The sequence below is a fragment of the Xanthomonas cannabis pv. cannabis genome (assembly GCF_000802365.1).
GTDB lineage: Bacteria > Pseudomonadota > Gammaproteobacteria > Xanthomonadales > Xanthomonadaceae > Xanthomonas > Xanthomonas cannabis.
In genome coordinates, this window is the sequence record NZ_JSZE01000055.1 from 19,634 (window position 1) to 41,686 (window position 22,053).

Annotated in this window: 17 protein-coding genes and 1 pseudogene; 13 read left to right on the forward strand and 5 right to left on the reverse strand. The window is 64.5% G+C overall.

Going from position 1 to position 22,053, the window contains the following annotated elements; all coding sequences use genetic code 11:
- Positions 1-42 precede the first annotated feature (42 nt).
- Positions 43-432 carry a hypothetical protein gene (locus tag OZ10_RS11090; RefSeq protein WP_139051316.1) on the reverse strand — a complete coding sequence of 130 codons (390 nt, stop codon included), beginning with the start codon at positions 430-432 and terminating at the stop codon, positions 43-45.
- Positions 433-986: 554 nt separating this feature from the next.
- Here OZ10_RS11090 and OZ10_RS11095 point away from each other — a divergent pair.
- Positions 987-2,729: a glycoside hydrolase family 9 protein gene (locus OZ10_RS11095; protein ID WP_039564854.1), complete on the forward strand. Its 1,743-nt coding sequence runs from the start codon at positions 987-989 to the stop codon at positions 2,727-2,729.
- A gap of 187 nt (positions 2,730-2,916) precedes the next feature.
- On the opposite strand, the gene upp is transcribed toward OZ10_RS11095, so the two are convergent.
- Complete coding sequence (upp, locus tag OZ10_RS11100) at positions 2,917-3,549, reverse strand: uracil phosphoribosyltransferase (RefSeq protein ID WP_039410779.1); 633 nt, start codon at positions 3,547-3,549, stop codon at positions 2,917-2,919.
- A gap of 151 nt (positions 3,550-3,700) precedes the next feature.
- Here upp and OZ10_RS11105 point away from each other — a divergent pair, with 151 nt between their 5' ends.
- The 4 genes from OZ10_RS11105 to OZ10_RS11120 all read left to right on the forward strand — a co-directional run bounded on the left by OZ10_RS11105 (position 3,701) and on the right by OZ10_RS11120 (position 9,720).
- On the forward strand, positions 3,701-6,262 hold the full coding sequence (locus OZ10_RS11105; protein WP_039564857.1) for a TonB-dependent receptor: 2,562 nt from the start codon (positions 3,701-3,703) through the stop codon (positions 6,260-6,262).
- Positions 6,259-7,395, forward strand: coding sequence for a phytase (locus OZ10_RS11110; protein ID WP_039564859.1), 1,137 nt, complete (start codon positions 6,259-6,261; stop codon positions 7,393-7,395). The genes OZ10_RS11105 and OZ10_RS11110 overlap by 4 nt, the downstream gene beginning before the upstream one ends.
- Positions 7,392-8,771 (forward strand): purple acid phosphatase family protein, encoded by a 1,380-nt coding sequence (locus OZ10_RS11115; RefSeq protein ID WP_039564860.1) that lies wholly within the window; start codon positions 7,392-7,394, stop codon positions 8,769-8,771. Before OZ10_RS11110 ends, OZ10_RS11115 begins: the two co-directional genes overlap by 4 nt.
- Positions 8,772-9,012: 241 nt before the next feature.
- Entirely contained in the window at positions 9,013-9,720 is a 708-nt protein-coding gene (locus OZ10_RS11120; protein ID WP_039564862.1) for a glycosyltransferase family 32 protein, read from the forward strand.
- Positions 9,721-9,999: 279 nt separating this feature from the next.
- Here OZ10_RS11120 and OZ10_RS11125 read toward each other — a convergent pair whose 3' ends face one another.
- A complete protein-coding gene (locus OZ10_RS11125; protein ID WP_039412946.1) occupies positions 10,000-11,496 on the reverse strand; it encodes an aminotransferase class III-fold pyridoxal phosphate-dependent enzyme in 1,497 nt (498 codons plus the stop codon).
- A 120-nt stretch (positions 11,497-11,616) separates the two neighbouring features.
- On the opposite strand from OZ10_RS11125, the gene OZ10_RS11130 reads away from it, so the two are divergent.
- The 8 genes from OZ10_RS11130 to OZ10_RS11165 all read left to right on the forward strand — a co-directional run bounded on the left by OZ10_RS11130 (position 11,617) and on the right by OZ10_RS11165 (position 19,674).
- A complete protein-coding gene (locus tag OZ10_RS11130; protein ID WP_039412949.1) occupies positions 11,617-12,048 on the forward strand; it encodes an Lrp/AsnC family transcriptional regulator in 432 nt (143 codons plus the stop codon).
- A gap of 234 nt (positions 12,049-12,282) precedes the next feature.
- The gene (queA, locus tag OZ10_RS11135) at positions 12,283-13,353 is read left to right on the forward strand and encodes a tRNA preQ1(34) S-adenosylmethionine ribosyltransferase-isomerase QueA (RefSeq protein WP_039564865.1); all 1,071 of its coding nucleotides are present in this window, start codon (positions 12,283-12,285) and stop codon (positions 13,351-13,353) included.
- Between the two features lie 196 nt (positions 13,354-13,549).
- The gene (gene tgt, locus OZ10_RS11140) at positions 13,550-14,695 is read left to right on the forward strand and encodes a tRNA guanosine(34) transglycosylase Tgt (RefSeq protein ID WP_039564867.1); all 1,146 of its coding nucleotides are present in this window, start codon (positions 13,550-13,552) and stop codon (positions 14,693-14,695) included.
- A gap of 131 nt (positions 14,696-14,826) precedes the next feature.
- Entirely contained in the window at positions 14,827-15,180 is a 354-nt protein-coding gene (yajC, locus tag OZ10_RS11145) for a preprotein translocase subunit YajC (RefSeq protein ID WP_039412960.1), read from the forward strand.
- 333 nt (positions 15,181-15,513) lie between these two features.
- The gene (gene secD / locus OZ10_RS11150) at positions 15,514-17,358 is read left to right on the forward strand and encodes a protein translocase subunit SecD (RefSeq protein WP_039412970.1); all 1,845 of its coding nucleotides are present in this window, start codon (positions 15,514-15,516) and stop codon (positions 17,356-17,358) included.
- Between the two features lie 106 nt (positions 17,359-17,464).
- The gene (secF, locus tag OZ10_RS11155; protein WP_039412963.1) at positions 17,465-18,433 is read left to right on the forward strand and encodes a protein translocase subunit SecF; all 969 of its coding nucleotides are present in this window, start codon (positions 17,465-17,467) and stop codon (positions 18,431-18,433) included.
- A gap of 481 nt (positions 18,434-18,914) precedes the next feature.
- A complete protein-coding gene (locus OZ10_RS11160; protein WP_039412966.1) occupies positions 18,915-19,337 on the forward strand; it encodes a hypothetical protein in 423 nt (140 codons plus the stop codon).
- 88 nt (positions 19,338-19,425) lie between these two features.
- Complete coding sequence (locus OZ10_RS11165; protein WP_011035590.1) at positions 19,426-19,674, forward strand: hypothetical protein; 249 nt, start codon at positions 19,426-19,428, stop codon at positions 19,672-19,674.
- A 592-nt stretch (positions 19,675-20,266) separates the two neighbouring features.
- Here OZ10_RS11165 and OZ10_RS11170 read toward each other — a convergent pair.
- Together OZ10_RS11170 and OZ10_RS11175 are read right to left on the reverse strand one after the other, a co-directional pair.
- Positions 20,267-21,247, reverse strand: a complete 981-nt coding sequence (locus tag OZ10_RS11170; protein WP_039564869.1) for an IS5 family transposase — start codon at positions 21,245-21,247, stop codon at positions 20,267-20,269.
- A gap of 165 nt (positions 21,248-21,412) precedes the next feature.
- Positions 21,413-22,053, reverse strand: a pseudogene (locus OZ10_RS11175) (IS3-like element IS1389-B family transposase); the annotation flags it as partial.

Genomic DNA, 22,053 nt, shown 5'->3' on the forward strand with positions numbered 1-22,053 from the left:
TGGCGGCGTCAGAGCCTGGAGATAGGCTCTAACTCCTCGTTGTCAATTGAGTTTGAAGTAGGTTCCGTTGTGTTGGGCGTCGTAGCAGGTGGCGCCCTGCAGGCGCTTGTCGCCTGGGCTGCCTGGGTTGAGCGGATAGATGTGACATGCGCCAAACGGTGCGGGGTTGCCAGCGAAGCGCAGCGTGAAGTGCTGCGTGTCGTCGGTTGCGCTGGTATGGACGCCCCCATTGGCCTGGATCGTGACCTCGCACGTGGCTTGCGGTGCAAGCTGACATTGCCGGAGGATCGTCTGCAGCGGCCCGCCGATGTTGGCGTACATGCCCGAGATCCAGTTGTTGATGGCCTGATTGGCATTGGCATTCCATTGCTGTGTCGCCAGCGCACTCTGGCTCACGGCCAGCAAACTCATCGACAGCAGGACGGCAAACACGCGCCATGCGCGTGCGTGCGAACGCGGTCCGGCTGGGCGTGCATGCAGATGGACAGCATGGGAGCAGTGGGTGATCGGTTGGATGGTCATGGGCGGTCCTTGAAAGAGAAAGGCGCGATGCGACATGTGCGGTGCCCGCGTGCGGATGCGGGTATCGATAACTGCCGCGCAAGGGTGCGGTGATGCCGTTCGTCACGGCGCCGCCAGGGTAGATCCGCGACATCGGAAAAAATTGGTCGAAACGATGGCAATCACCGTGTCTTCGCTGGGAAACGACCAGTGATCGCGTCGGGGTCAGTGGCGTGCACGAGCGATCGCACCGATGCGGTGGAATCGCCGACGAGGTGCGATGAAGGTGGCGGCAATTCGCAAGCGCGGGCTGGAAACGCACGACCGGCCGCACGTACCGCTACCTCAGTGCTGGTCCGTGCAAGGGTTCCGAACCTGGCGCTGGTGATAGCGTGCTTGGCGCAGGGCCGGCTGCTGACCGTTCGGGCTGGTTGCGAGTGCAGTCCGGGCTTGTGGTCGCGATGCACCGCCGTCACCATTGAGGCATGACTATTCGCCACGTTGTGCTGACCACTGTCCTCATGCTCGCTTCTGCAGGTTGCTCTGCGCAGCAGGAAGCCGATGCCGCTCCGGGCCTCATTCGCGTCAACCAGCTCGGGTACCTGCCTGGCTCGACCAAACTGGCGGTTGTCGCGCTACCACAGGGTGCGGCGATCGGCTCGGACCGCTTTACCGTCGAAGATGCACACGGCCGCAAGGTGCTGCAAGGCACCTTGCAACCGCCAGCGCTGTGGACGCCAGCCGGGCAGCAGGCGCGGGTGGCGGATTTTTCCGGCCTGCGTGCGGCCGGCAGCTACCGGTTGAAGGTCGACGGGCTGCCGGCATCGGATCCGTTCCCCATCGATGCGCACGCCTACCAGCCGTTGGTCGATGCCTCGCTGAAGGCGTTCTATTTCAACCGCGCCAGTACCGCGCTGCCGGCGCAGTTTGCCGGGCGCTATGCGCGTGCGGCCGGGCATCCGGATACGCAGGTGCGCATCCATCCGTCCGCGGCCTCGGCCACGCGCCCGGCCGACAGCGTGATCAGTGCGCCCAAGGGCTGGTACGACGCTGGCGACTACAACAAGTACATCGTCAATTCCGGCATCAGCACCTACACGTTGCTGGCGGCCTACGAACATTATCCGGCGCTGTTCAAGGCAAAGCCCCTGACCATTCCGGACGACGCGCACGGCGTGCCGGGCATCCTGCAGGAGACCTTGTGGAACCTGGAATGGATGCTGGCCATGCAGGACCCGGCCGATGGCGGCGTCTACCACAAGCTCACCGACAAGCAGTTCGACGGGTTGGTGATGCCGGACCAGGCCAAGCAGCAACGCTATGTGGTGATGAAGGCCGCAGCCGCCACGCTGGACTTTGCCGCGGCGATGGCCGCGGCCAGCCGCGTGTATGCACCCTTCGATAAACAGTATCCGGGCATGTCGGCACGCATGTTGAAGGCCGCGCGGGCCGCGTGGACGTGGGCGCAGCAGCATCCGGATGTGATCTATCGCCAGCCCGACGATGTGCGTACCGGTGGCTACGACGACGCGCAGGTGGACGACGAATTTGCCTGGGCAGCAGCGGAGCTGTACGTGACCACCGGCGAGGACAAGTTCTACGATGCGATGCTGGCGCGCAACGTGCCGGCCAGCGTGCCGAATTGGGGCAGCGTGGGCGGACTGGCCTGGATGTCGCTGGCCGCGCACCGCGACACGCTGACCGCGCATGCCGACCGTGCCCGCATCACGCGCGAAATCACCGGCCTGGCGCAGCAGCTGGCCGATGCGTGGCAGGCATCGCCGTGGCGGCTGGCGATGAACGACGAGGATTTCGTCTGGGGCAGCAATGCCGCGGTGCTCAACCGCGCGATGATGTTGTTGCAAGGCTATGGCCTGACCCGGCAGCGCACGTATCTGGATGCCGCGCAGTCGCACCTGGATTACATCCTGGGCCGTAATCCGCTGGGCCTGTCGTTTGTCACCGGGGTCGGGCAGCGCACGCCAATGCATATCCACCATCGCCCTTCCGAAGCGGACGGCATCGCCGCGCCGGTGCCGGGCTGGCTGGCCGGCGGCCCGCAGCCGGGCCATCAGGACGCCAAAGACTGCAAGGTGGCCTATCCGTCCACGTTGCCGGCGCTGTCGTATCTGGATGACACCTGCAGTTACGCGACCAACGAGGTGGCCATCAACTGGAACGCGCCGCTGGTGTATGTGAGTGCGGCGATTGAGGCATCGACGCGGTAGGACGTGCGGTTTTCGAAGTGGTGCCGGCACCCTCGTAGCGATCGCACACTGCAGCTGTTCCTTCTCCACTCGGGAGAAGCTGGCGCGTAGCGCCGGATGAGGGTGCGGCGTCGGCAGGAACACTGACGCACCGTACCCTCACCCCAACCCCTCTCCCGAGGGGAGAGGGGCCTCAAGCCAGCGCCGTTCACTCCACCCGCGTGCCAAAGATCCGGTCGCCCGCATCGCCCAGGCCGGGCAGGATGTAACCCTTTTCGTTGAGGTGGTCATCGATGGCGGCGGTGTAGACCTCCACGTCCGGATGCGCTGCTTCCAGGGCCTTTAGGCCTTCCGGTGCGGCGACCAGGAAGATGCCCTTGATGCGGCGCGCACCGGCGCGCTTGAGCATGTCGATGGTGGCGATCAGGGTGCCGCCGGTGGCCAGCATCGGGTCCAGGATCAGTGCCTCGCGCTCTTCCAGGCGGCCGGTGAGGCGTTCGAAGTAGGGCACCGGCTGCAGGGTTTCTTCGTCGCGCTGCAGGCCGACCACGCTGACGCGTGCCGCCGGGATCAGGGCCAGCACACCGGGCAGCATGCCCAGGCCCGCGCGCAGGATCGGCACCAGGGTGATCTTGGCCCCGGCGATGCGCTGCACGTTCACCGGGCCGGCCCAGCCCTGTTGCACATGCGATTCGGTGTCCAGGTTCGCCGTGGCCTCGTAAGCCAGCAGGGTGCCCAGCTCGGTGACCAGTTCGCGAAAGCCCTTGGTGCTCAGGGCGGCATCGCGCAACAGGCCGATTTTGTGCTGGACGAGGGGGTGGCGGACTTCGACGATTTTCATGGGCGGCGACAGGCAGGAAAGAGGCACAGTGTGCCGCAGCCAGCCAGGGCGTCGCCACAGTGCGCATGTGATCGCGCTTGCACATGTCATGTCGGTGAAACGTCGCGGACATAGTGTGCACACCCATTCTTAACCGATTGGGGAAGCACTCGTGTCGAACAAGACTCCGCTCTGTCTCGCGATCACGCTGACGCTGGCGAGCGCCGGCTGGGGCCCGCAGGCACATGCGGCAGAGCCTGTTGCCGCCGGCGGTGCCGCCAGCGGTGCAGCCGCCATCGATCTGGAACGCCTGGAAGTGCGCCCGCAACAGGAAGCGCAGGAGCGCGCGGTCGACCTCAAGCGCGGCTCCGATGCCATCCAGGACGCCGTCGCCTCCGATGCGCTGGGGCGTTACCCCGACAAGAACGTTGCAGAATCCTTGCAGCGCCTGCCCGGTGTCAGCGTCACCCGCGACCAGGGCGAAGGGCGTTTTGTGGTCATCCGCGGCCTGGATTCGGCGCTCAACAGCGTGACCATCGACGGCATGAACATGGGCACGCCCGAAGACGGCACGCGTTCCACGCCGCTGGACGTGATCCCCTCCGATTCCACCGAGCGCCTGAAGGTGGTGAAGTCGCCGACCCCGGACATGCCGGGCGATTCGATCGGTGGCGCCATCCAGGTCGAATCCACCTCCGCCTTCGACCGCGATGGGCGCACGCTGCGCGGCTCGATCGAGGGCAGCCATCAGTCGCTGTCCGGCAAGACCAGCCCCAAGGGCGCGTTCAACTACAGCGATATTGTCGGCGGCACCTTCGGCGTGGCGGTGGGGGTCAACTACCAGGACCGCGAGTTCGAATCGGACAATACCGAAGTGGCCTACGACAGCTTCGAAGGTGGCGCTGCTGACGATCTGTTCGCTGGCCAGGTGCAGCGCCGCAAATACTTCATCGAGCGGACCCGCATGGGCGCCAACCTCAATCTGGACTGGCGCCCCGACGCGGACAACCGCTATTACCTGCGCACGCTGTACAGCCGCTTCGACGATGCCGAAACGCGCCAGCGCACCATCTTCGGCCTGGCCGATGGGCAGGTGAGCGCCAACGGCGATGGCACCTACACCGTGGCCGATCTGCCGGCCGACAGCATTTCCAAGCGCGTGCGTTACCGCACCAAGAAGGAAGACAACACCGCAATCAGCGTCGGTGGCGAGAACCGCCTGAGCAGCGCCACCATCGATTACAAGGCCGGCTACACCAAGACCACCGAGCGGGTGAACGACGAGATGGAGGCGTACTTCGATTACGACGGCGACGACCTCTCGGCTACGGTGGACCAGCGCAGCGGCATCCCGCGCCTGGGGTTTTCGGATAACGGCTGGCAGAGCAACCAGGAGTTCGTGTTCGACCGCTTCGTGCTTGCGCCCAAGCGGGTGGACGACAGCGAGCGCAGCGCGCAGATCAACGTGCGCTTCGACGGCGAGCATTCCAGCCTGAAGATGGGGGTGCTCGGCCGCTGGCGCGAGCGCGATGTCAATGTGGACGAAAGCGAGCTGCGTCGCGGTCCGGCGATCGATCTGAGCGACTGGACCACCGCCGCGCCGGAACACCGTGGCGGCACCCTGGGCGAAAGCATCGGCTCGGACGGCATGCGCCGTTACTGGAACACCTCCGGCAATCTGTACAGCGCACGCCCGCAGGATGTCGGCGGCAATCTGCAGACCTCGCTGCAGGACGACTACAAGGCCACCGAAGACGTGTTCGCCACCTATGTGATGGGCACCTGGGACATCGGCGCGCTGCGCGCGATTGCCGGTGTGCGCGTGGAAAACACCCAGTTCGACGCCACCGGCAACCAGGTCGACGTGGCCGAGAACGGCCGCACCGCCACGGTGACGCCGCGCGAAGCCTCCAGCAGCTACACCAACGTGCTGCCTGGCCTGCATCTGCGCTACGATACCGGCAACGACTGGGTGCTGCGGTTTGCCGCCAACAAGACCTTGTCGCGGCCTGCGTTCGGCGATGTCTCCCCACGCGTGAGCATCAATCGTGGCGACAACGAGGTGAACGTCGGCAACCCCGATCTCGATCCGTATCGCTCCACCAACCTGGACCTGTCGTTCGAAAAGTACATCGGCAGCACCGGCCTGATCTCGCTGGGCGTGTTCGACAAGTCGATCGACGACTACATCGTGCAGACCATCAGCACCAACGATGCCGAGTTCCCCGACCTGCAGGTCACGCGCTCGATCAACGGCGACACCGCCAAGGTGCGCGGCGCCGAATTCAACTGGCAGCAGGCGCTGGACTTCCTGCCCGAAGGCTGGAACGGCCTGCTGGTCGGCGCCAGCGCCACCGTGCTGGACAGCGACTTCGATCCCGGCCTGAGCGATCGCGCCGGCGAGGACTTCACCTTGCCGCGCTCGTCCAAGCGCATCTACAGCGGCCACCTGGGCTACGAAAAATACGGCTTCAGTGCGCGGGTTGCGGCGGTGTACCGCAGCGAGTACCTGGACACCATCGGCGAAAGCCGCGCGTACGATATCTATGTCGCCCCGCATACCCAGCTGGATTTCAGCATGAACTACCAATTCAACAGCCACGTCAGCCTGTATCTGGAAGCGCAGAACCTGCTGGACGAACCGCTGGAGCTGTACCAGGGCGTGCCCTCGCGCACGCTGCAGAACGAAGAGTACGGCCGCACCTACGCGCTCGGCCTGAAGGTGGCACTGTGATCGCAACGCGCGCGCGGCTCCACACAACGTTACTCCACACCACGCTGCTCGCCAGCGCGCTGGCGCTGACCGCCTGCGCCAGCGCACCGGCCGACCGCGAAGCCGACGAGGCATTGCTGAAAGACCCCTTGCTCAGCGAGGCCAAGGTGGCGCACCAGGTGGTGCCGGAGGCCTTCATCACCGCGCTGACCCCGGCCGACAATCTGGATTCGCCGGCCAGCTGGAGTGCGCCCGATGGCAGCCGCTGGTTGATCGCCACCGCCAAGGCCACGCATGCGCTGGTGGTGTTCGACGGCGACAGCGGCAAGCGGCTGCGGGTGGTGGGCGGCAAGGGCAAGGCACTGGGCAAGCTGGATCGCCCCAACGGCATTTCGGTGGTGGATGACCTGGTGTTCGTGGTGGAGCGCGACAACCGCCGCGTGCAGGTGTTTTCGCTGCCGGATTTCAGGCCGCTGACCGCGTTCGGCCAGGATGCGCTGCGCGAGCCCTACGGGCTGTGGGTGCGCAAGCACGACGGCGGCTACGAGGTGGTGGTCAGCGACAACTACATGTCGCCGGCCAACAAGGACCAGCCGCCGCCGCTGGCCGAGCTGGGCCAGCGTTTCCGGCGCTATCAGCTGAACGCGACAGGGCAGGGCTGGCAGGCGCGGCTGACGCAGAGCTTTGGCGATACCACCGAGGCCGGTGCCATCCGTATTGCCGAGTCGGTCTTCGGCGACGAGGCCAATGCGCGGCTGATGATTGCCGAAGAGGACGTGGCCGTCGGCACCCAATTGCGCGAATACGGCATGGACGGGCGCTATCGCGGGCGTAATGTCGGCACCGGGCTGTTCAAGGCGCAGGCCGAAGGCCTGACCTTGCTGCAATGCGCCGACGGCAGCGGTTACTGGATCGCCACCGATCAGTTCAAGGACCGCAGCGTGTTCCAGGTGTTCGACCGCGAGACGCTGGCGCACGTGGGCGCCTTCGCCGGCCGGGTGACTGCCAACACCGACGGTGTGTGGCTGGACCAACGTGGCGACGCGCGCTTTCCCGGTGGCGTGTTCTACGCGCTGCACGACGACCAGGCGGTGGCGGCCTTCGATTGGCGCGACATCGCGCGCACCTTGCGGCTGAAGGACTGCGCGCCATGAACGCCCCACGCAGGGTGCTGTCCGTGGTGGTGTCGGTGCTTGCGCTGGCCGCTGGCCAGGTATGTGCGGCCGAGCACGCTGCCGAGCCGAACACGCAGGTGCCGGCCGGCTCCACCCACTATGTGGCCGACGGCTTTCCCGACCGCATCGTCGCCACGCCGGCGCAGGATGCGGGCACCGGGTTTGCGGTGGCCTGGCGCACCGATGCCAGCGTCAGCCAGCCCTGGCTGGAACTGGTGGTTGCCGGCGATTCGCCCGACCTGGGCACGCCGCGGCGCATCCGTGCCACCACGGCGACGCTGGCCAGCGAAAATGGCAGCTCGCACCATCACCGGGCCGAGATCGCCGGGCTCACGCCGGACACACTGTATGCCTATCGCGTGCAGGGCCACGACACCTGGGGCGCCTGGAATCAGTTCCGTACCGCTGCCACGCCGGACGCCCCGCTGACGCTGCTGTATTTCGGCGATACCCAGAACAAGAACCTCAGCCTGGTCTCGCGGGTGATCCGCCAGGCATGGCGCTCGGCGCCGGACGCGCGGCTTACGTTGTTCGCCGGCGACCTGGTCAGCGGCAAGGACGGCCAGGACGACAACGAGTGGGCGGAATGGTTCGAAGCCGGGCGCTGGCTGCTCGAAGGCACCGCGGTGGCGCCGGCGCCGGGCAACCACGAGTATCACGAGGAAGGCGACGAGTCTCCGCAGGCGACCCGCACCCTGGGCAACCATTGGCCGGTGACCTTTGCATTGCCGCATAACGGGCCCTCGGCCACCGCGCGCACCAGCTACTGGTTCGATTACCAGGGCGTGCGCATTGCCGTGCTCGATGGCACCTCGGTGCTGGATCTGGGCACCGGCCCGGCGCAGGCGCAGTGGCTGGACAAGGTATTGGCCGACAACCCGCATCCGTGGTCGATCGTGCTCATCCACCAGCCGTTCTTCTCGCCGCGTGCCGATCGCGAGAACGAAAAACTGGTGGAGCAGGTTTTGCCGGTGATTCGCCGGCACAAGGTGGATCTGGTGCTGCAAGGCCATGACCACACCTACGGCCGGCGCGGCGACCAGCCGGGGCAGGCGACGCCGGTATTCGTGGTGTCGGTGGCCGGGCCCAAGCAGTACCGCCTCTCGGACATGGCGCGCAAGACCATGCGGCCGGTGGGTGAAGACACCCAGTTGTATCAGGTGCTTCGACTGGACAGGCAGCGCCTGGTGTACGAATCGCGCACCGCCACAGGCCGCTTGTACGACGCATTCGAATTGCAACGCGATGCACAGGGTGCAAAGCGGTTGATCGAGCATGTGCAAGGACGTATCGCCCCACGCACGTGCCCGCGCGAGGCGACCTTGAAAGGGCGGGCGGATCGGTGCTGGGAGTGACGTAAAGATGACAACGCGACGATTATTCGGGCGAATCGTCGTGGTGAATGAGGGCATTGTGAGGAACCTTCGCGCGCGCATAGATTCTTCGAATAACGCGCGGGTGTCCTATCGAAAAATGCGAATTACGTCACATTGATAATGCGGCTACGGTGGGTGCGCCGAACTCGTGTCCGTGGCGCCCTGCAATGCGGTGCCACGGCGCAGGGTCCGGTTCCCCCAGCCCCACCGAGCCGTGCCCATGATTCCCCCGCTCTTTCACCTGACCGCACCGACCAAGCATCTGCTATGGGAGGAGCGCAGGATTTGCGACCGTTTGCAGCGCCTGCTGCCTGGATGGACGTGCTACCTCTGGGACGATGCCGATAATTCGGAACTGATGCGGCGTGCATTCCCGGAGTTTGCCGAGCGTTACGAGCGCATCCGCTTCGGCGTGATGAAGGCCGATATTGCGCGCTGTGCCTATATGCATGCGCACGGCGGGTTTTACTTCGATACCGATTACAAACTGTTGCGTCCGCTGGCTGCGGACGTGCTGTCGCAGCAGTGCGTGTTGCCGATCGAAGAAGGCGTTCCGGGTCACGACGACTTCAAGATCGGCAATGCCGTGTTCGGCTCCGAAGCGGGCCATCCGTTCTGGCGCGCGTTCATCGAGCACATCTTCAACGTGTATGCGCCGGAAACGCTGGAGGACCACCGGCAGATTCCGATGATTTCCGGGCCGCGCGGGTTGACGCGTTTCTACAACGCGCACGCTGCACAGTTTGCGGGCATCGTGTTTCCGCCGCGCGATGCGTTCCACCCGGACCGCACCTGGTTCGGCCTGGGTCATCGTGGCGGCAAGGCCGCGGTGGGCTCGCATCTGTGCTGGGCGTCGTGGCGGGGAAAATCGCCACGGCGCGCGGTGACCAATTATCTGCGGCGCAAGTTGAGTGCAGTGCCGATCTGAGCGGCGGCCGACGGGGCAACGCCTTGGGTCTGGCGCTGTGGTATTCAGTCGCGCGAAAGGACGCGGACGTCATGTACTTCGCAGTGCAGCTTGCCATCACGCTGCGATGCGCGATGGCCGATCGGGCTGCACTGCCCCGACTGGCGCTGCCAGCACGATCGAAATCAGCTGGTCACCCAAACCAAACGCTTCAACCCGCGTCACACCCACCGGGCGGGGCAGGCGCGTTACCACCAGGCCCGCATCGACTGCGCCGCAGCCGATGCGCACCCGCCCGGCTCAGGCGGCCTCGGCCTGGGTCTGGCGCGGGCCTTCCTTCAATGCCCGTGCGATCAGGCCGACCAGCAGGTCCAGTTCTTCTTCGTCCATCGCAAAATGCGGGGTGAAGCGCAGCGAATTCTCGCCGCCGTGGATCACGTTGACGCCGCGGTGGCGCAACCACTCTTCGGTGGAGCCGGCGCCGTAACACTTGAACTGCGGCGCCAGCTCACACGAGAACAGCAAGCCGGTGCCCTGGACCTTGGTGATCAGGCCGCCCAGCTCCGATTGCAGGGCCTGCAGCTTGGCAATCGCCTGCGCGCCGCGGGTGCGGATGTTGTCGCGCACCTGCGGAGTGAACAAGGCCAGCGTGGCGCAGGCCACGTCCAGCGCACGCGGGTTGGTGGTCATGGTGTTGCCGTAGGTGCCCTTGCGGTACACCTGCGCGGCGTGCTCGGTCACTGCCAGCACCGACAGCGGGTATTGCGCGGCGTTGAGCGCCTTGGAATAGGTTTCCAGATCCGGCGGGTCCAGCTGCTCGAAGCCCGGGTAGTCCACCACCGACAGCACGCCATGCGCGCGCAGGCCGGCCTGGATGGAATCCACCAGCAGCAGGCTGCCGTGCGCGCGTGTGAGCGCACGCGCGGCGGCATAGAACTCGGCCGGCAGCGCACGCCCCGGGTCGCCTTCGCCCATCACCGGTTCCAGGAACACCGCTTCGATGAACCAGTGATTGCGCGCCGCCTCGTCGAAGGCGCGTTGCAACGCGGCCACATCGTAGGGCGCAATCGCAATCACCGAGTCCTCGTCGCGATAGCTGGCCAGATATTTGCTGTAGGTCTTGCGGCTGGAGTCGGAATACAGGCCGGGGCGATCGGTGCGGCCGTGGAAGCTGCCCTTGACCACCAGGCGCTTGATGGTGGCGCCGGCATGCCGCGCGCCCGGGTCGGTGTGCAGCTTGGCGTTGGTATCCACGATGCGTGCGGCCAGGCCCACCGCTTCGGAGCCGGAGTTGAGGCACATGAAGCGTGCGAACGGGCAGCCGCCGCGGCTGTGGCCGATCTCGGCGCGCAGGGCGCGGTCGAGCCGGCGCTGCGCCAGGCTGGGCGTCATCACATTGGCCATCACCTGCGGGCGCGCCATGGCTTCCAGCACCGGCGCCGGCGTGTGGCCGAAGCCAAGCATGCCGTAGCCGCCAGCGTCGTAAAGCACCGCGCCCTTGAGCGTGACCACCCACGGCCCGCGGGCGGCCAGCGCCACGTAAGGCGTCACCGCATCGTCGGCGTAGAAGTTGATGAAGCCGTCCTGCACCGCGCCGATTTGGGCGTCTTCGTCCAGGTCCAGCAGGTCGGCGGCCTCATCGCGCACCAGCGCGTATTCGGCGGCTGCCGCAGTGATGGCGTGTTGCAGGTCGGGGTGGTTGGCAGCCAGGCGCACGATGGCGGCATCGTCCAGGCCATCGGTCAGGCGGCGGCCGGCATGGGCACGCAGCGGGGCGAGCGGGGCGAGGACGGACATGGCGCATCTCCTGCAAGGTGGCGTTGTTCTTCTATTATCGGCAGAAGATCGGCGTTTGGCAGCGTGAATCTGGGCAGGAAGTGCGGTATTTTCGGCGATTCGCCGAAACGAATGCGCATAGTGAAGATCACCCCATCCGACGAACGCCTGTTATCGCTGCTGCGCGAGGACGCGCGCGCCTCCACCGCGCAGATCGCGCGCCGGCTCGGGCTCTCGCGCACCACGGTGCAGAGCCGCATCGAAAAGCTCGAACGCGACGGCGTGATCAGCGGCTACACCGTGCGCACCCATGACGACTACGAGCAGGGCCGCATCCGCGCGCACATCCTGATCACCGTGCTGCCCAAGAAGATGCCGGCCGTGGTCAAGGCGCTGCGCGACATCCCTGAGGTGCGCCTGCTGCATTCGGTCAGCGGCGCCTACGACCTGATCGCCCTGGGGGTGGTGGGCGGGGTCAACGAGATGGACGTGCTCACCGACGCCATCGGCGCGATCGACGGGGTGGAGCGCACGACCAGTTCGATCATTTTGTCGACCAAGTTTGAGCGGTGAGGGGAGCCGGGATTTGGCATTGGGGATTGGGGATTCGTAAAAGCGGGCAGGCTTGTGTCGTACACGTTCCGGCTAGCGGATCCTGCTTTTGCCAATCCCCAATTTCCAATCCCTGCCTCACTGCGAATCCCAAATCCCAAATCCCGAATCCCCAATCCCCAATCCCCAATCCCCAATCCCCAATCCCGGCCGCAGTTACAATGCCCGGCTCCTCTGCCAACCAATCCTGCGGCCTTGAAGAAGTCCGATTTCCATTACGACCTGCCCGACGAACTGATCGCCCAGGCGCCGCTTGCCGAGCGCGCGGCCAGCCGCCTGCTGGTGGTGCCGCCGGCGCCGGAGGCCTTCAGCGACCGCCAGGTGCGCGATCTGCCGGAGCTGCTGCAGCCCGGTGACCTGCTGATCTTCAACGACACCCGGGTCATTCCTGCGCGGTTGTTCGGGCAGAAGGCCAGCGGCGGGCGGGTGGAGATCCTGATCGAGCGCCTGCTGGGCGAGCGCGAGGCGCGGGTGCAGATCGGCGCCAGCAAATCGCCCAAGGCCGGCAGCCTGATCGCGCTGGATGCCGGCGGGCAGGCCGAGGTGCTCGGGCGCGACGGCGAGTTCTATCTGCTGCGCTTCGAGATCCCGACCCCGCTGGAACACTGGCTGCTGGAGGCCGGCCGCCTGCCGCTGCCGCCCTACATCCGCCGCGAGCCGGGCATCGAAGACCGCGAGCGCTACCAGACCGTGTTCGCGCGCGAAGTCGGTGCGGTCGCCGCGCCCACCGCCGGCCTGCATTTCGACGAGGCGCTGCTGGCACGCCTGCGCGCGCGCGGGGTGGAGTTCGGCCACGTCACCTTGCACGTGGGCGCCGGCACCTTCCAGCCGGTGCGCGTGGATGCGCTCGAGCAGCACGTGATGCATAAAGAGTGGCTCAACGTCGGTGCCGCGCTGGTGGAGCAGGTGCGCCGCACGCGTGAGCGCGGCGGCCGCGTCATCGCGGTGGGCACCACCGTCGTGCGTTCGCTGGAAAGCGCCTGGCGCAAGACAGATGCGGCCCCGGACGGCGAACTGCTGCCATTCGCCGGCGAAACCCAGATCTTCATCCTGCCCGGCTACCGCATCCGCAGCGTCGATGCGATGGTCACCAATTTCCACCTGCCCGAAAGCACCCTGATGATGATGGTCTCCGCCTTCGCCGGCCGCGAGCGCATCTTCGCCGCCTACCAGCACGCCATCGCCCAGCGCTATCGCTTCTTTTCGTATGGCGATGCGATGTTGCTGTGGGGCAGGGATTGGGGATTCGGGAGTGGGGATTCGTAAAAGCGGAGGTTTGCTGCGCTTTCCGCTTCCGCCAAACTCGCTGCAGATTTCCCAAGTCTCAACGCACAGCCAGCGCCATATCGACACGGCTATCAAACATCAAGTGAGCGGGCTCGCACGTTGCCGCGGCCTTCCGCCCACCGCCGCAGCCGCTCTTGCCAATCCCAAATCCCGAATTTCAAATCCCGGCCTTTCAATGTCCCGACTCCAGTTCCAGCTCCAGACCACCGACGGCCATGCCCGGCGTGGGCGCCTGACCTTTCCGCGCGGCACGGTGGAAACCCCGGCGTTCATGCCGGTGGGCACCTATGGGTCGGTCAAGGGCATCCTGCCCGAGCAGATCCGCGCGCTGGGGGCGGAGATCATCCTGGGCAATACCTTCCACCTGTATCTGCGCCCGGGCCTGGAGGTGATCGGCGACCACGGCGGGCTGCACGGGTTTGCGCGCTGGGACGGGCCGATCCTTACCGATTCCGGCGGTTTCCAGGTGTTTTCGCTGGCGCATCGCCGCAAGATCACCGAGCAGGGCGTGACCTTTTCCTCGCCCACCGACGGTGCGCGGGTGTTCCTGGGCCCCGAGGAGAGCATGAAGATTCAGAAGGTGCTCGATTCGGACATCGTGATGATCTTCGACGAGTGCACGCCATACCCGGCCACCGAGGAGGTGGCGCGGCGCTCGATGGAGCTGAGCCTGCGCTGGGCGCAGCGCTCGCGCGAGGCGCACGACGGGCTGAGCAACGATGCCGCGCTGTTCGGCATCGTGCAGGGCGGGGTGCATCCGGACCTGCGCAGCCGTTCGCTGGACGGCCTGCACGCCATCGGCTTCGATGGCTACGCGATCGGCGGGCTGGCGGTGGGCGAGCCCGAGCACGAGCGCAATGCCATGCTCGAACACCTGCACCCGCAGCTGCCGGCCGACCGCCCGCGCTACCTGATGGGCGTGGGCCGGCCGGAAGACCTGGTCGAAGGCGTGGCCCGCGGCGTGGACATGTTCGACTGCGTCATGCCCACCCGCAACGCACGCAACGGCCACTATTTCACTTCGTTCGGTACCGTGCGCATCCGTAACGCCAAGTACGAGCGCGACCTGGACACCATCGAGCCGGGCTGCGGCTGCCATGCCTGCAGCAGCGGCTATACGCGCGCCTACCTGCGCCATCTGGACCGCTGCAACGAGATGCTGGCGCCGATGCTGGGCACGCTGCACAACCTGTGGTACTACGAAAAGCTGATGGCCGACATGCGCGCGGCGATCGCCTCGGGAACCTTTGTGCAGTTCCGGCGGTCCTTCTATGCGGCACGCGGCGCCACCACGCCGCCGTTGCCGGGGGAAACCAGCTGAACCCTGCCGCCCGCACCCTGGCGCGGACGCGTTGGAACCTGCATGGCATAATTCCCGGCTGTTCCGCCCTGGCGGTACCTGAATAGCGAGTGGGCCCGTGGGCGCGCTGGCACCAAACTAGGATGCACTGAATGAATTTGCTCGATTTCCTGATCCCCGTCGCCCAGGCGCAAGCCACCGGTGGCGCGCCGGCAGCCGGCCCGATGGGTGGCCTGTCCACCTTCGCGCTGCCGATCATCCTGATTGCGGTCATGTACTTCCTGATGATCCGCCCGCAGATGAAGCGTCAGAAGGAGCACAAGTCGCTGCTGGACAAGCTGGCACGTGGCGACGAGGTCATCACCTCCGGCGGCGTTGCCGGCGTGATCACCGACATCGGCGACAACTTCATCAGCATCGAGGTGGCCGACAACGTACGCATCCGCGTGCAGAAGAGCGCCGTGGGCCATGTGCTGCCCAAGGGCACGCTGAAGTCGGCCAGCTGAGTCGCGCCGTCGGCACCGAGGGCACCGGCCGGCGCGGCTGGCCGCTGCTCGAAAACGGCAGGGACCGCTCGTACACTTGCGGCTCGCCGCGCTGCCGATGCCTGCAACCGCTGCGCACCACCTCGCTGCACCGCACTACCTGCAACACCACAGCTGCGCGCACCATCAGGCGGGCGCAGTCGGTGCACGAAGCCGTTCTGCGCCTCACCGGCGTGCCGGCTCCGCGCACTGCTCGCATCCACCGGATGACCGCTCGCGACGCTGTATCGGCCGCTTGAAGTCGTTCTCACTGCTAGGCGCGGCGCCGGGATGGTGCAGCGCGGGACTGTCGCAATGCTCGAATTTCCTCGCTGGAAGTATTTCCTGATCCTGCTGGTGCTGGCGGTCAGCGCGCTGTATGCGCTGCCCAACATCTACCAGAAAGACCCGTCGGTGCAGATCACTGCCAGTCATGGCGCGCAGCTCGACGACGCGTTGCGCAGCCGCATCGATGCCGAACTCAAGACCGCCGGCATCACCCCCAAGGCGGTGACCAAGGAAGGCGAGAGCCTGATGGTGCGCCTGCCCAACCTGCAGGCGCAGACCCGTGCCAACGATGTGCTGCGCCAGCAACTGGGCGAGAACTACACCGTGGCGCTGAACCTGGCCTCCACCGTGCCGGACTGGCTGGCCAAGCTGGGCGGCCGGCCGATGGTGCTGGGTCTGGACCTGGTGGGCGGCGTGCACTTCGCCATGCAGGTCGATCAGAAAGCCGCGCTGGAAAAGCGTCTGGAGGGCTTTGCCGAGGACATCCGCACCACGCTGCGCGATGGCCGCATTGCCTATCGCTCGGTCGAGCGTCGTGGCGACAACAGCATCCAGGTCTCGTTGGGCGAGGGCGCCAGCGCCGATGCCGCACGGACCGCGTTGGCCAAGTCGCAGCCCACGCTGACCTACGACGTCAGCGGCCAGACCATCTCGGTCAAGGTGCCGGAGGCCGAACTCAAGCAGATCGCCAGCGGTGCGATCGAGCAGAACCTCACTACCTTGCGTAACCGCGTCAATGCGCTGGGCGTGTCCGAGCCCACCATCCAGCGCCAGGGCGAAGACCGCATCGTGGTCGAACTGCCCGGTCTGCAGGACACGGCCGAGGCCAAGCGCCTGATCGGCGCCACCGCCTCGCTGGAATTCCGCGCCGTGGTCGAAGGCAATGCCGAAGACGCCGTGCGCAGCGGCACCATCCCGCCGGAAGCCAAGGTCTACCGCGTGCGTGACAGCGGCGCGCCGGTGCTGCTCAACAAGCGCGCGCTGGTGACCGGTGACCAGATGGTCAGCGCCAGCGTCAGCACCGACCAGAACGGCATGCCCGCGGTGGCAGTGACGCTCAACAACGTGGCCGGCCAGCGCATGCTCGATTACACCAGCGCCAACGTCGGCAAGCTGATGTCGGTGGTCTATATCGAACGCATTCCCACCGTGACCATGGTCGACGGCAAGGAAGTGCGCAGCGTGCGGGTCAAGGAAGAGGCCCTGTCGCCAACCCGCATTGCGGGTGTGTTCGGCAAGAACTTCCAGACCACCGGTCTTGAGAAGGTGGAGGCCGAGAATCTGGCCAAGCTGCTCAAGTCCGGCTCGCTGGCCGCACCGATGGATTTCGTCGAGGAATACGTGATCGGCCCGAGCCTGGGTGCGGAGAACGTGGAGCGGGGCGTCACCGCGGTGATCTATTCGTTCCTATTCACGCTGGTGTTCTTCACCATCTATTACCGCGTGTTCGGCGCGATCACCTCGGTGGCGCTGCTGTTCAACCTGCTGATCGTGGTGGCGGTGATGTCGTTGTTCGGCGCCACCATGACGCTGCCGGGGTTTGCCGGTCTGGCGTTGTCGGTGGGCCTGTCGGTGGACGCCAACGTGTTGATCAACGAGCGTATCCGCGAAGAGTTGCGCCTGGGTGTGCCGGCCAAATCGGCGATTGCGGCCGGTTACGAAAAGGCCGGCGGCACCATTCTGGACGCCAACCTCACCGGCCTGATCGTAGCGGTGGCCTTGTATGCCTTCGGCACCGGGCCGCTGCGCGGTTTTGCGTTGACCATGATGATCGGTATTTTTGCCTCGATGTTCACTGCGATCACGGTTTCGCGTGCATTGGCGGTTCTGATCTATGGCCGCCGCAAGAAGCTCAAGTCTGTGGCCATCTGAGATGCGAGTCCTGCTGCGGCGCGCGCCTTTGCGCAACGCCGCGGCAGGAATCCCTGCGCAAGCGGCCGGGCCTTGACGGTGCGGTCGTCTAACGGAAGCTCTTTTCATGAAACTGTTCCCGCTTCATCTCATTCCCAACGACACCAAGATCGACTTCATGCGCCTGCGCAAGCCGGTGCTGATCCTGATGCTGGTGATCGCGGTCGCCTCGGTCGGCGTCATCGTCGGCAAGGGCTTCAATTACGCACTGGAATTCACCGGCGGCACGCTGGTGCAGACCTCCTTCCAGAAGACCGTGGACGTGGACCAGGTGCGCGAGCAACTGTCCAAGGCCGGCTTTGAAAACGCCCAGGTGCAGAACGCACGCGGCGGCAACGAAGTGATGATCCGCCTGCAGGCGCGTGAGCAGCACAACAACCGCGACGATGCCGCAAGCACCGTCGCCGAAGAAGTGCGCAAGGCCGTCAGCACCCCGCAGAACCCCGCCACCGTGCAGCCGGGCGAATTCGTCGGCCCGCAGGTCGGCAAGGACCTGGCCTTGAACGGTGTCTACGCCACCGTGTTCATGCTGGTGGGCTTTCTGATCTACATCGCGTTCCGCTTCGAGTGGAAGTTTGCGGTGGTGGCCAGCCTGACCGCGCTGTTCGACCTGTTGGTCACGGTGGCCTTCGTGTCGCTGACCGGGCGCGAGTTCGACCTGACCGTGCTGGCCGGCCTGCTGTCGGTGATGGGCTTTGCCATCAACGACATCATCGTGGTGTTCGACCGTGTGCGCGAGAACTTCCGCGCCCTGCGCGTGGAGCCGCTGGAAGTGCTCAACCGCTCGATCAACCAGACGCTGTCGCGCACGGTGATCACCGCGGTGATGTTCTTCCTGTCGGCGATGGCGTTGTACATTTACGGCGGCGAGTCGATGGAAGGCCTGGCCGAGACGCACATGATCGGCGCGGTGATCGTGGTGATCTCCTCGGTGATCGTGGCGGTGCCGATGCTGAGCATCGGACCGTTTGCGGTGACCAAGCAGGATCTGCTGCCCAAGGCCAAGGACGTGGAGGCGCTGGCGCGTCGTCCTTGATCGCGCATCGATCTTCGATCACGACAAAACCGCGCATTGCGCGGTTTTGTCGTTTCTGGCGTCGTATGTCGTGAGTGCACGGTTGTGCACTATGACGCCACTACTCAAGATCTTGAACACTAGGGATCTCGTCGACATGTGATGCCGATCGATACGCAATACGTTGCGGTAGAGAGCCGCTGGCCAGGATGAAGCGCGGTGTCCAACTGAGACACGCCTGCTCGGTGCGCAGGCTGTAGTGCCGAACGCGCAAGCGGTCGTGCACTTGATAGAGCAACTGCGTCGGCGGACATGCGTTTACGCCATTGTTTAAGGGGGTGTATTTCTACGCCTGTGTCCTTGCTGGATAAAACTAGAAGCCGCGCAAAGGTAGAGTCCGCCTGCCGTCGCGTAATCCCGTGATCGCGGCTAGGATTTCTCCCATTCACAAAGCGCCAGCGATAGAAGATACTCCGCGGACACATCTTCGCGGGGGGACGAAATGCTTGAGTTCATAGGGACAGTCGCTGTTTGCGCGGTCGCACTATCGGTCGCACGCTATCTCTGGAACTTCTGGCAATACCGCAAGAGCATCAACGCCGTGGAGGTGCTGGCCGCAGCTGTAAAAGCAAAGGCAGACTTTGTTTCATCCAGCGCCGGCTATGACGCGGCGGAAAAGGTTCACGTTATCGCAGTTTGCCTTAAGAGCGTCGCGGACTCTCTCAGCTACGGAAAGATTGCAAATCCACTAATTGCAGGGACACAACTTCAAGTGTTGGAGAGCATGATTGCGTCACCCGATGACATTGCCTTCTTCATGGACAAGCCTGAGAACTCCATCACTGAGGTAAGGCTGGGACTTGTACGCGCTCGTGAGTCGTTCGTTCTGCTGCATCAGACCATGGGCTCCCGACCAATGGCCTAACAATTCATTCAAGCAGAAACCGCTTCGCGGTTCGGCTAAATTCAGACGTTAGGCAGATGAACAGAGACAATCGCAACTGAGACTTTTCATGGACAACTATCAGCTTGTTACATCGCCCCTATGCCGCTCCGTCACGACCGATGGCCGCACTGTTCGCCTAGAGATCTATCGCGGGCTCGACACCGACTGGACCCTTGAGGCTGTTGATGAGTTCAACAACTCCACCGTTTGGGATGACCTATTCGCAACGGACCAGGCCGCACTCGACGAGGCGTTGCGCACTATTCGGGATGAGGGAATTGACTCCCTCATCGGTCCGCCCAGCGGCGTCCATTAATGGATCAGCCGCCTAACAAATCATTTAAGCCGAAGTTGCTTCGCAACTCGGCTTAATTCAGGCGTTAGGCCGTGGTGGAGCAAATGCATTGGTGGTCGCCGCTTCGGTGAGTTCGCAGGCGTGCATGCGGTTGGCTTCGGACAGTAGTCATCACCGTTGCTGGTTGCGGTAAGTTTGGTACTTCTCCTTGGCAAGTCGTTCCCATGCCGCGTTCGGTGCGCTTGGCTTCTATGGCATCACGCGCCGCTGCATCGCTGGACAAGCTCTATCCCGCAAGCTGTGGCACACTTGGTCCAGGCGGCAGTGCTGGAGAGCATGGTTGCACCATCCAACCTTTGCGGCCACTTACTGCCTAACAACTCATTCAAGCCGAGTTGCTTCGCAACTCGGCTTAATTCAAGCGTTAGCCATCTATCACAACTCAATGGACGCCCAAAAGCAAATCGGTCTATTTAGTCGGGAAAGACTGTTACCTAAGGAAGGTCTGAACAACGATGCCTGACAAGGCGGAAGGTGGCATCGTTCCGGAGAGTTGCGTTTGGAGCTTCGGATTTCTCGCCGTTTATGGCGCTTTCCGTGGGAATTCCCCGGTTTATAGGCGCATGCTCCCCATAGCCGGCAGTAACTGCTTTCGCTTCATCCACAGGTTTGACAGTGCAAACAAGGTCAGCACCTGTGCCGTGTTCTTGGCCAATCCGCGATAGCGGACCTTGGTATAGCCGAACTGGCGCTTGATCACCCGGAACGGATGCTCCACCTTCGCGCGCACGCTGGCCTTGAAGCGTTCCCAACGCTGTTCCTGAGCACGCTCGCGTTTGTTGCCGATGGCTTGGATCGTCGAGGGCCTGGCGGCGATGAAGAATGCTGCTTCGCAGTCCTGCAATTCTTCGCGTTTGTCTGCACCGGTGTAGCCGCTGTCGCCGAACACGCTGTCTTCTTTGCCATGCAGCAACCTATGCATCACCGTGACATCGGCGACATTGGCCGCTGTGCAATGGACATGGTGCACCAGCCCGGAAAACTCATCGACGCCGATGTGCGCCTTCATCCCGAAATACCACTGATTGCCCTTCCTGGTCTGATGCATCTCAGGGTCGCGCGCGTGATCGGCGTTCTTGGTCGAACTGGGTGCGGCGATCAGCGTCGCATCGACGATCGTGCCTGACCGCAGGCTCTGGCCTTTGCGCGCCAGATGCGCGTTGACCGCTTCCAGCATCCGCCCGGCAAGGCCATGGGTCTCCAGCAGGCGCCGAAAGTTGAGAATCGTGGTCTCGTCGGGAATGTCGTCCAACCCGCCGAGCTGGGCAAATCGCCGTAAGGTCGGAATCTCGTGCAGCGCTTCTTCCATCGCCGGATCGCTCAACGCATACCACTGCTGCAGCAGATGAATCCGCAACATCGTCGCCAGGGCGTACGGCTGCCGCCCTGGCCGCCCCGACACCGGATAGTGCGGCGCGATCAGCCCGAGCAGTTGCTGCCACGGAACCACCTGCTCCATCTCGGCCAGAAAGATCTCGCGCCGGGTCTGCTTGCGCTTGCCCAGGCCCTCAGCGTCACCGAACGTCAGTTGCATGGATGAATCCTCTACATGAGGCGGTAGTGTCGCGCATCTGTGGAGAGTTGATCAGACCTTCCCTAACCCAAGGACCGCCATCTTATTGTTTCTTGGGTCCTACGCCGCCATTGCGATTATGCGACATGCGACGCGACGTCCCCCCGCCCTGAGTAGCGGTCGGGTTTAGAGTCCGGGGTTGATGATATCGGTGTTTGCCAGATGTTGGGCATAAGCGGACGGCGTCATGCCGCCAATTGCTTTCTTGGGTCGGTCCTCGTTGTATTCGCGTCGCCAGCGTTCGATCTCGGTGCGCGCATGCAGCAACGTCGGGAACCAGTGCTCGTTGAGGCATTCGTCGCGCAGCCGGCCGTTGAACGATTCGACGTAGGCGTTCTGGTTTGGTTTGCCCGGCTGGATGAGCCGTAGCTGCACACCCCGGTCATGCGCCCAGGCAACCATCGCTTTGCCGCAAAACTCCTTGCCGTTGTCGGTGCGGATCACCTGCGGCAGGCCGCGACTGTGTGCCAACCGATCCAGCACGCGCGCAACCCCGTGCCCGGAGATCGCGCGTTCCACCTCGATGGCGACCGCTTCGTGCGTTGCGTCGTCCACGATCACCAGACACTTGATCACTCGGCCGTCGGCGGAGCGGTCGAACACGAAGTCCATCGACCACACCTGGTTGGCCTGCGCTGGCCGCAGCAGCGGCTGACGCTCGCCAACCGGTACCTTCTTGCGCTTGCGGCGCCGGACTTGTAGCTGCTGCTCGCGATACAACCGCTCCACGCGCTTGTAGTTCACCAGGCGTCCTTCCTGTCGCAGCT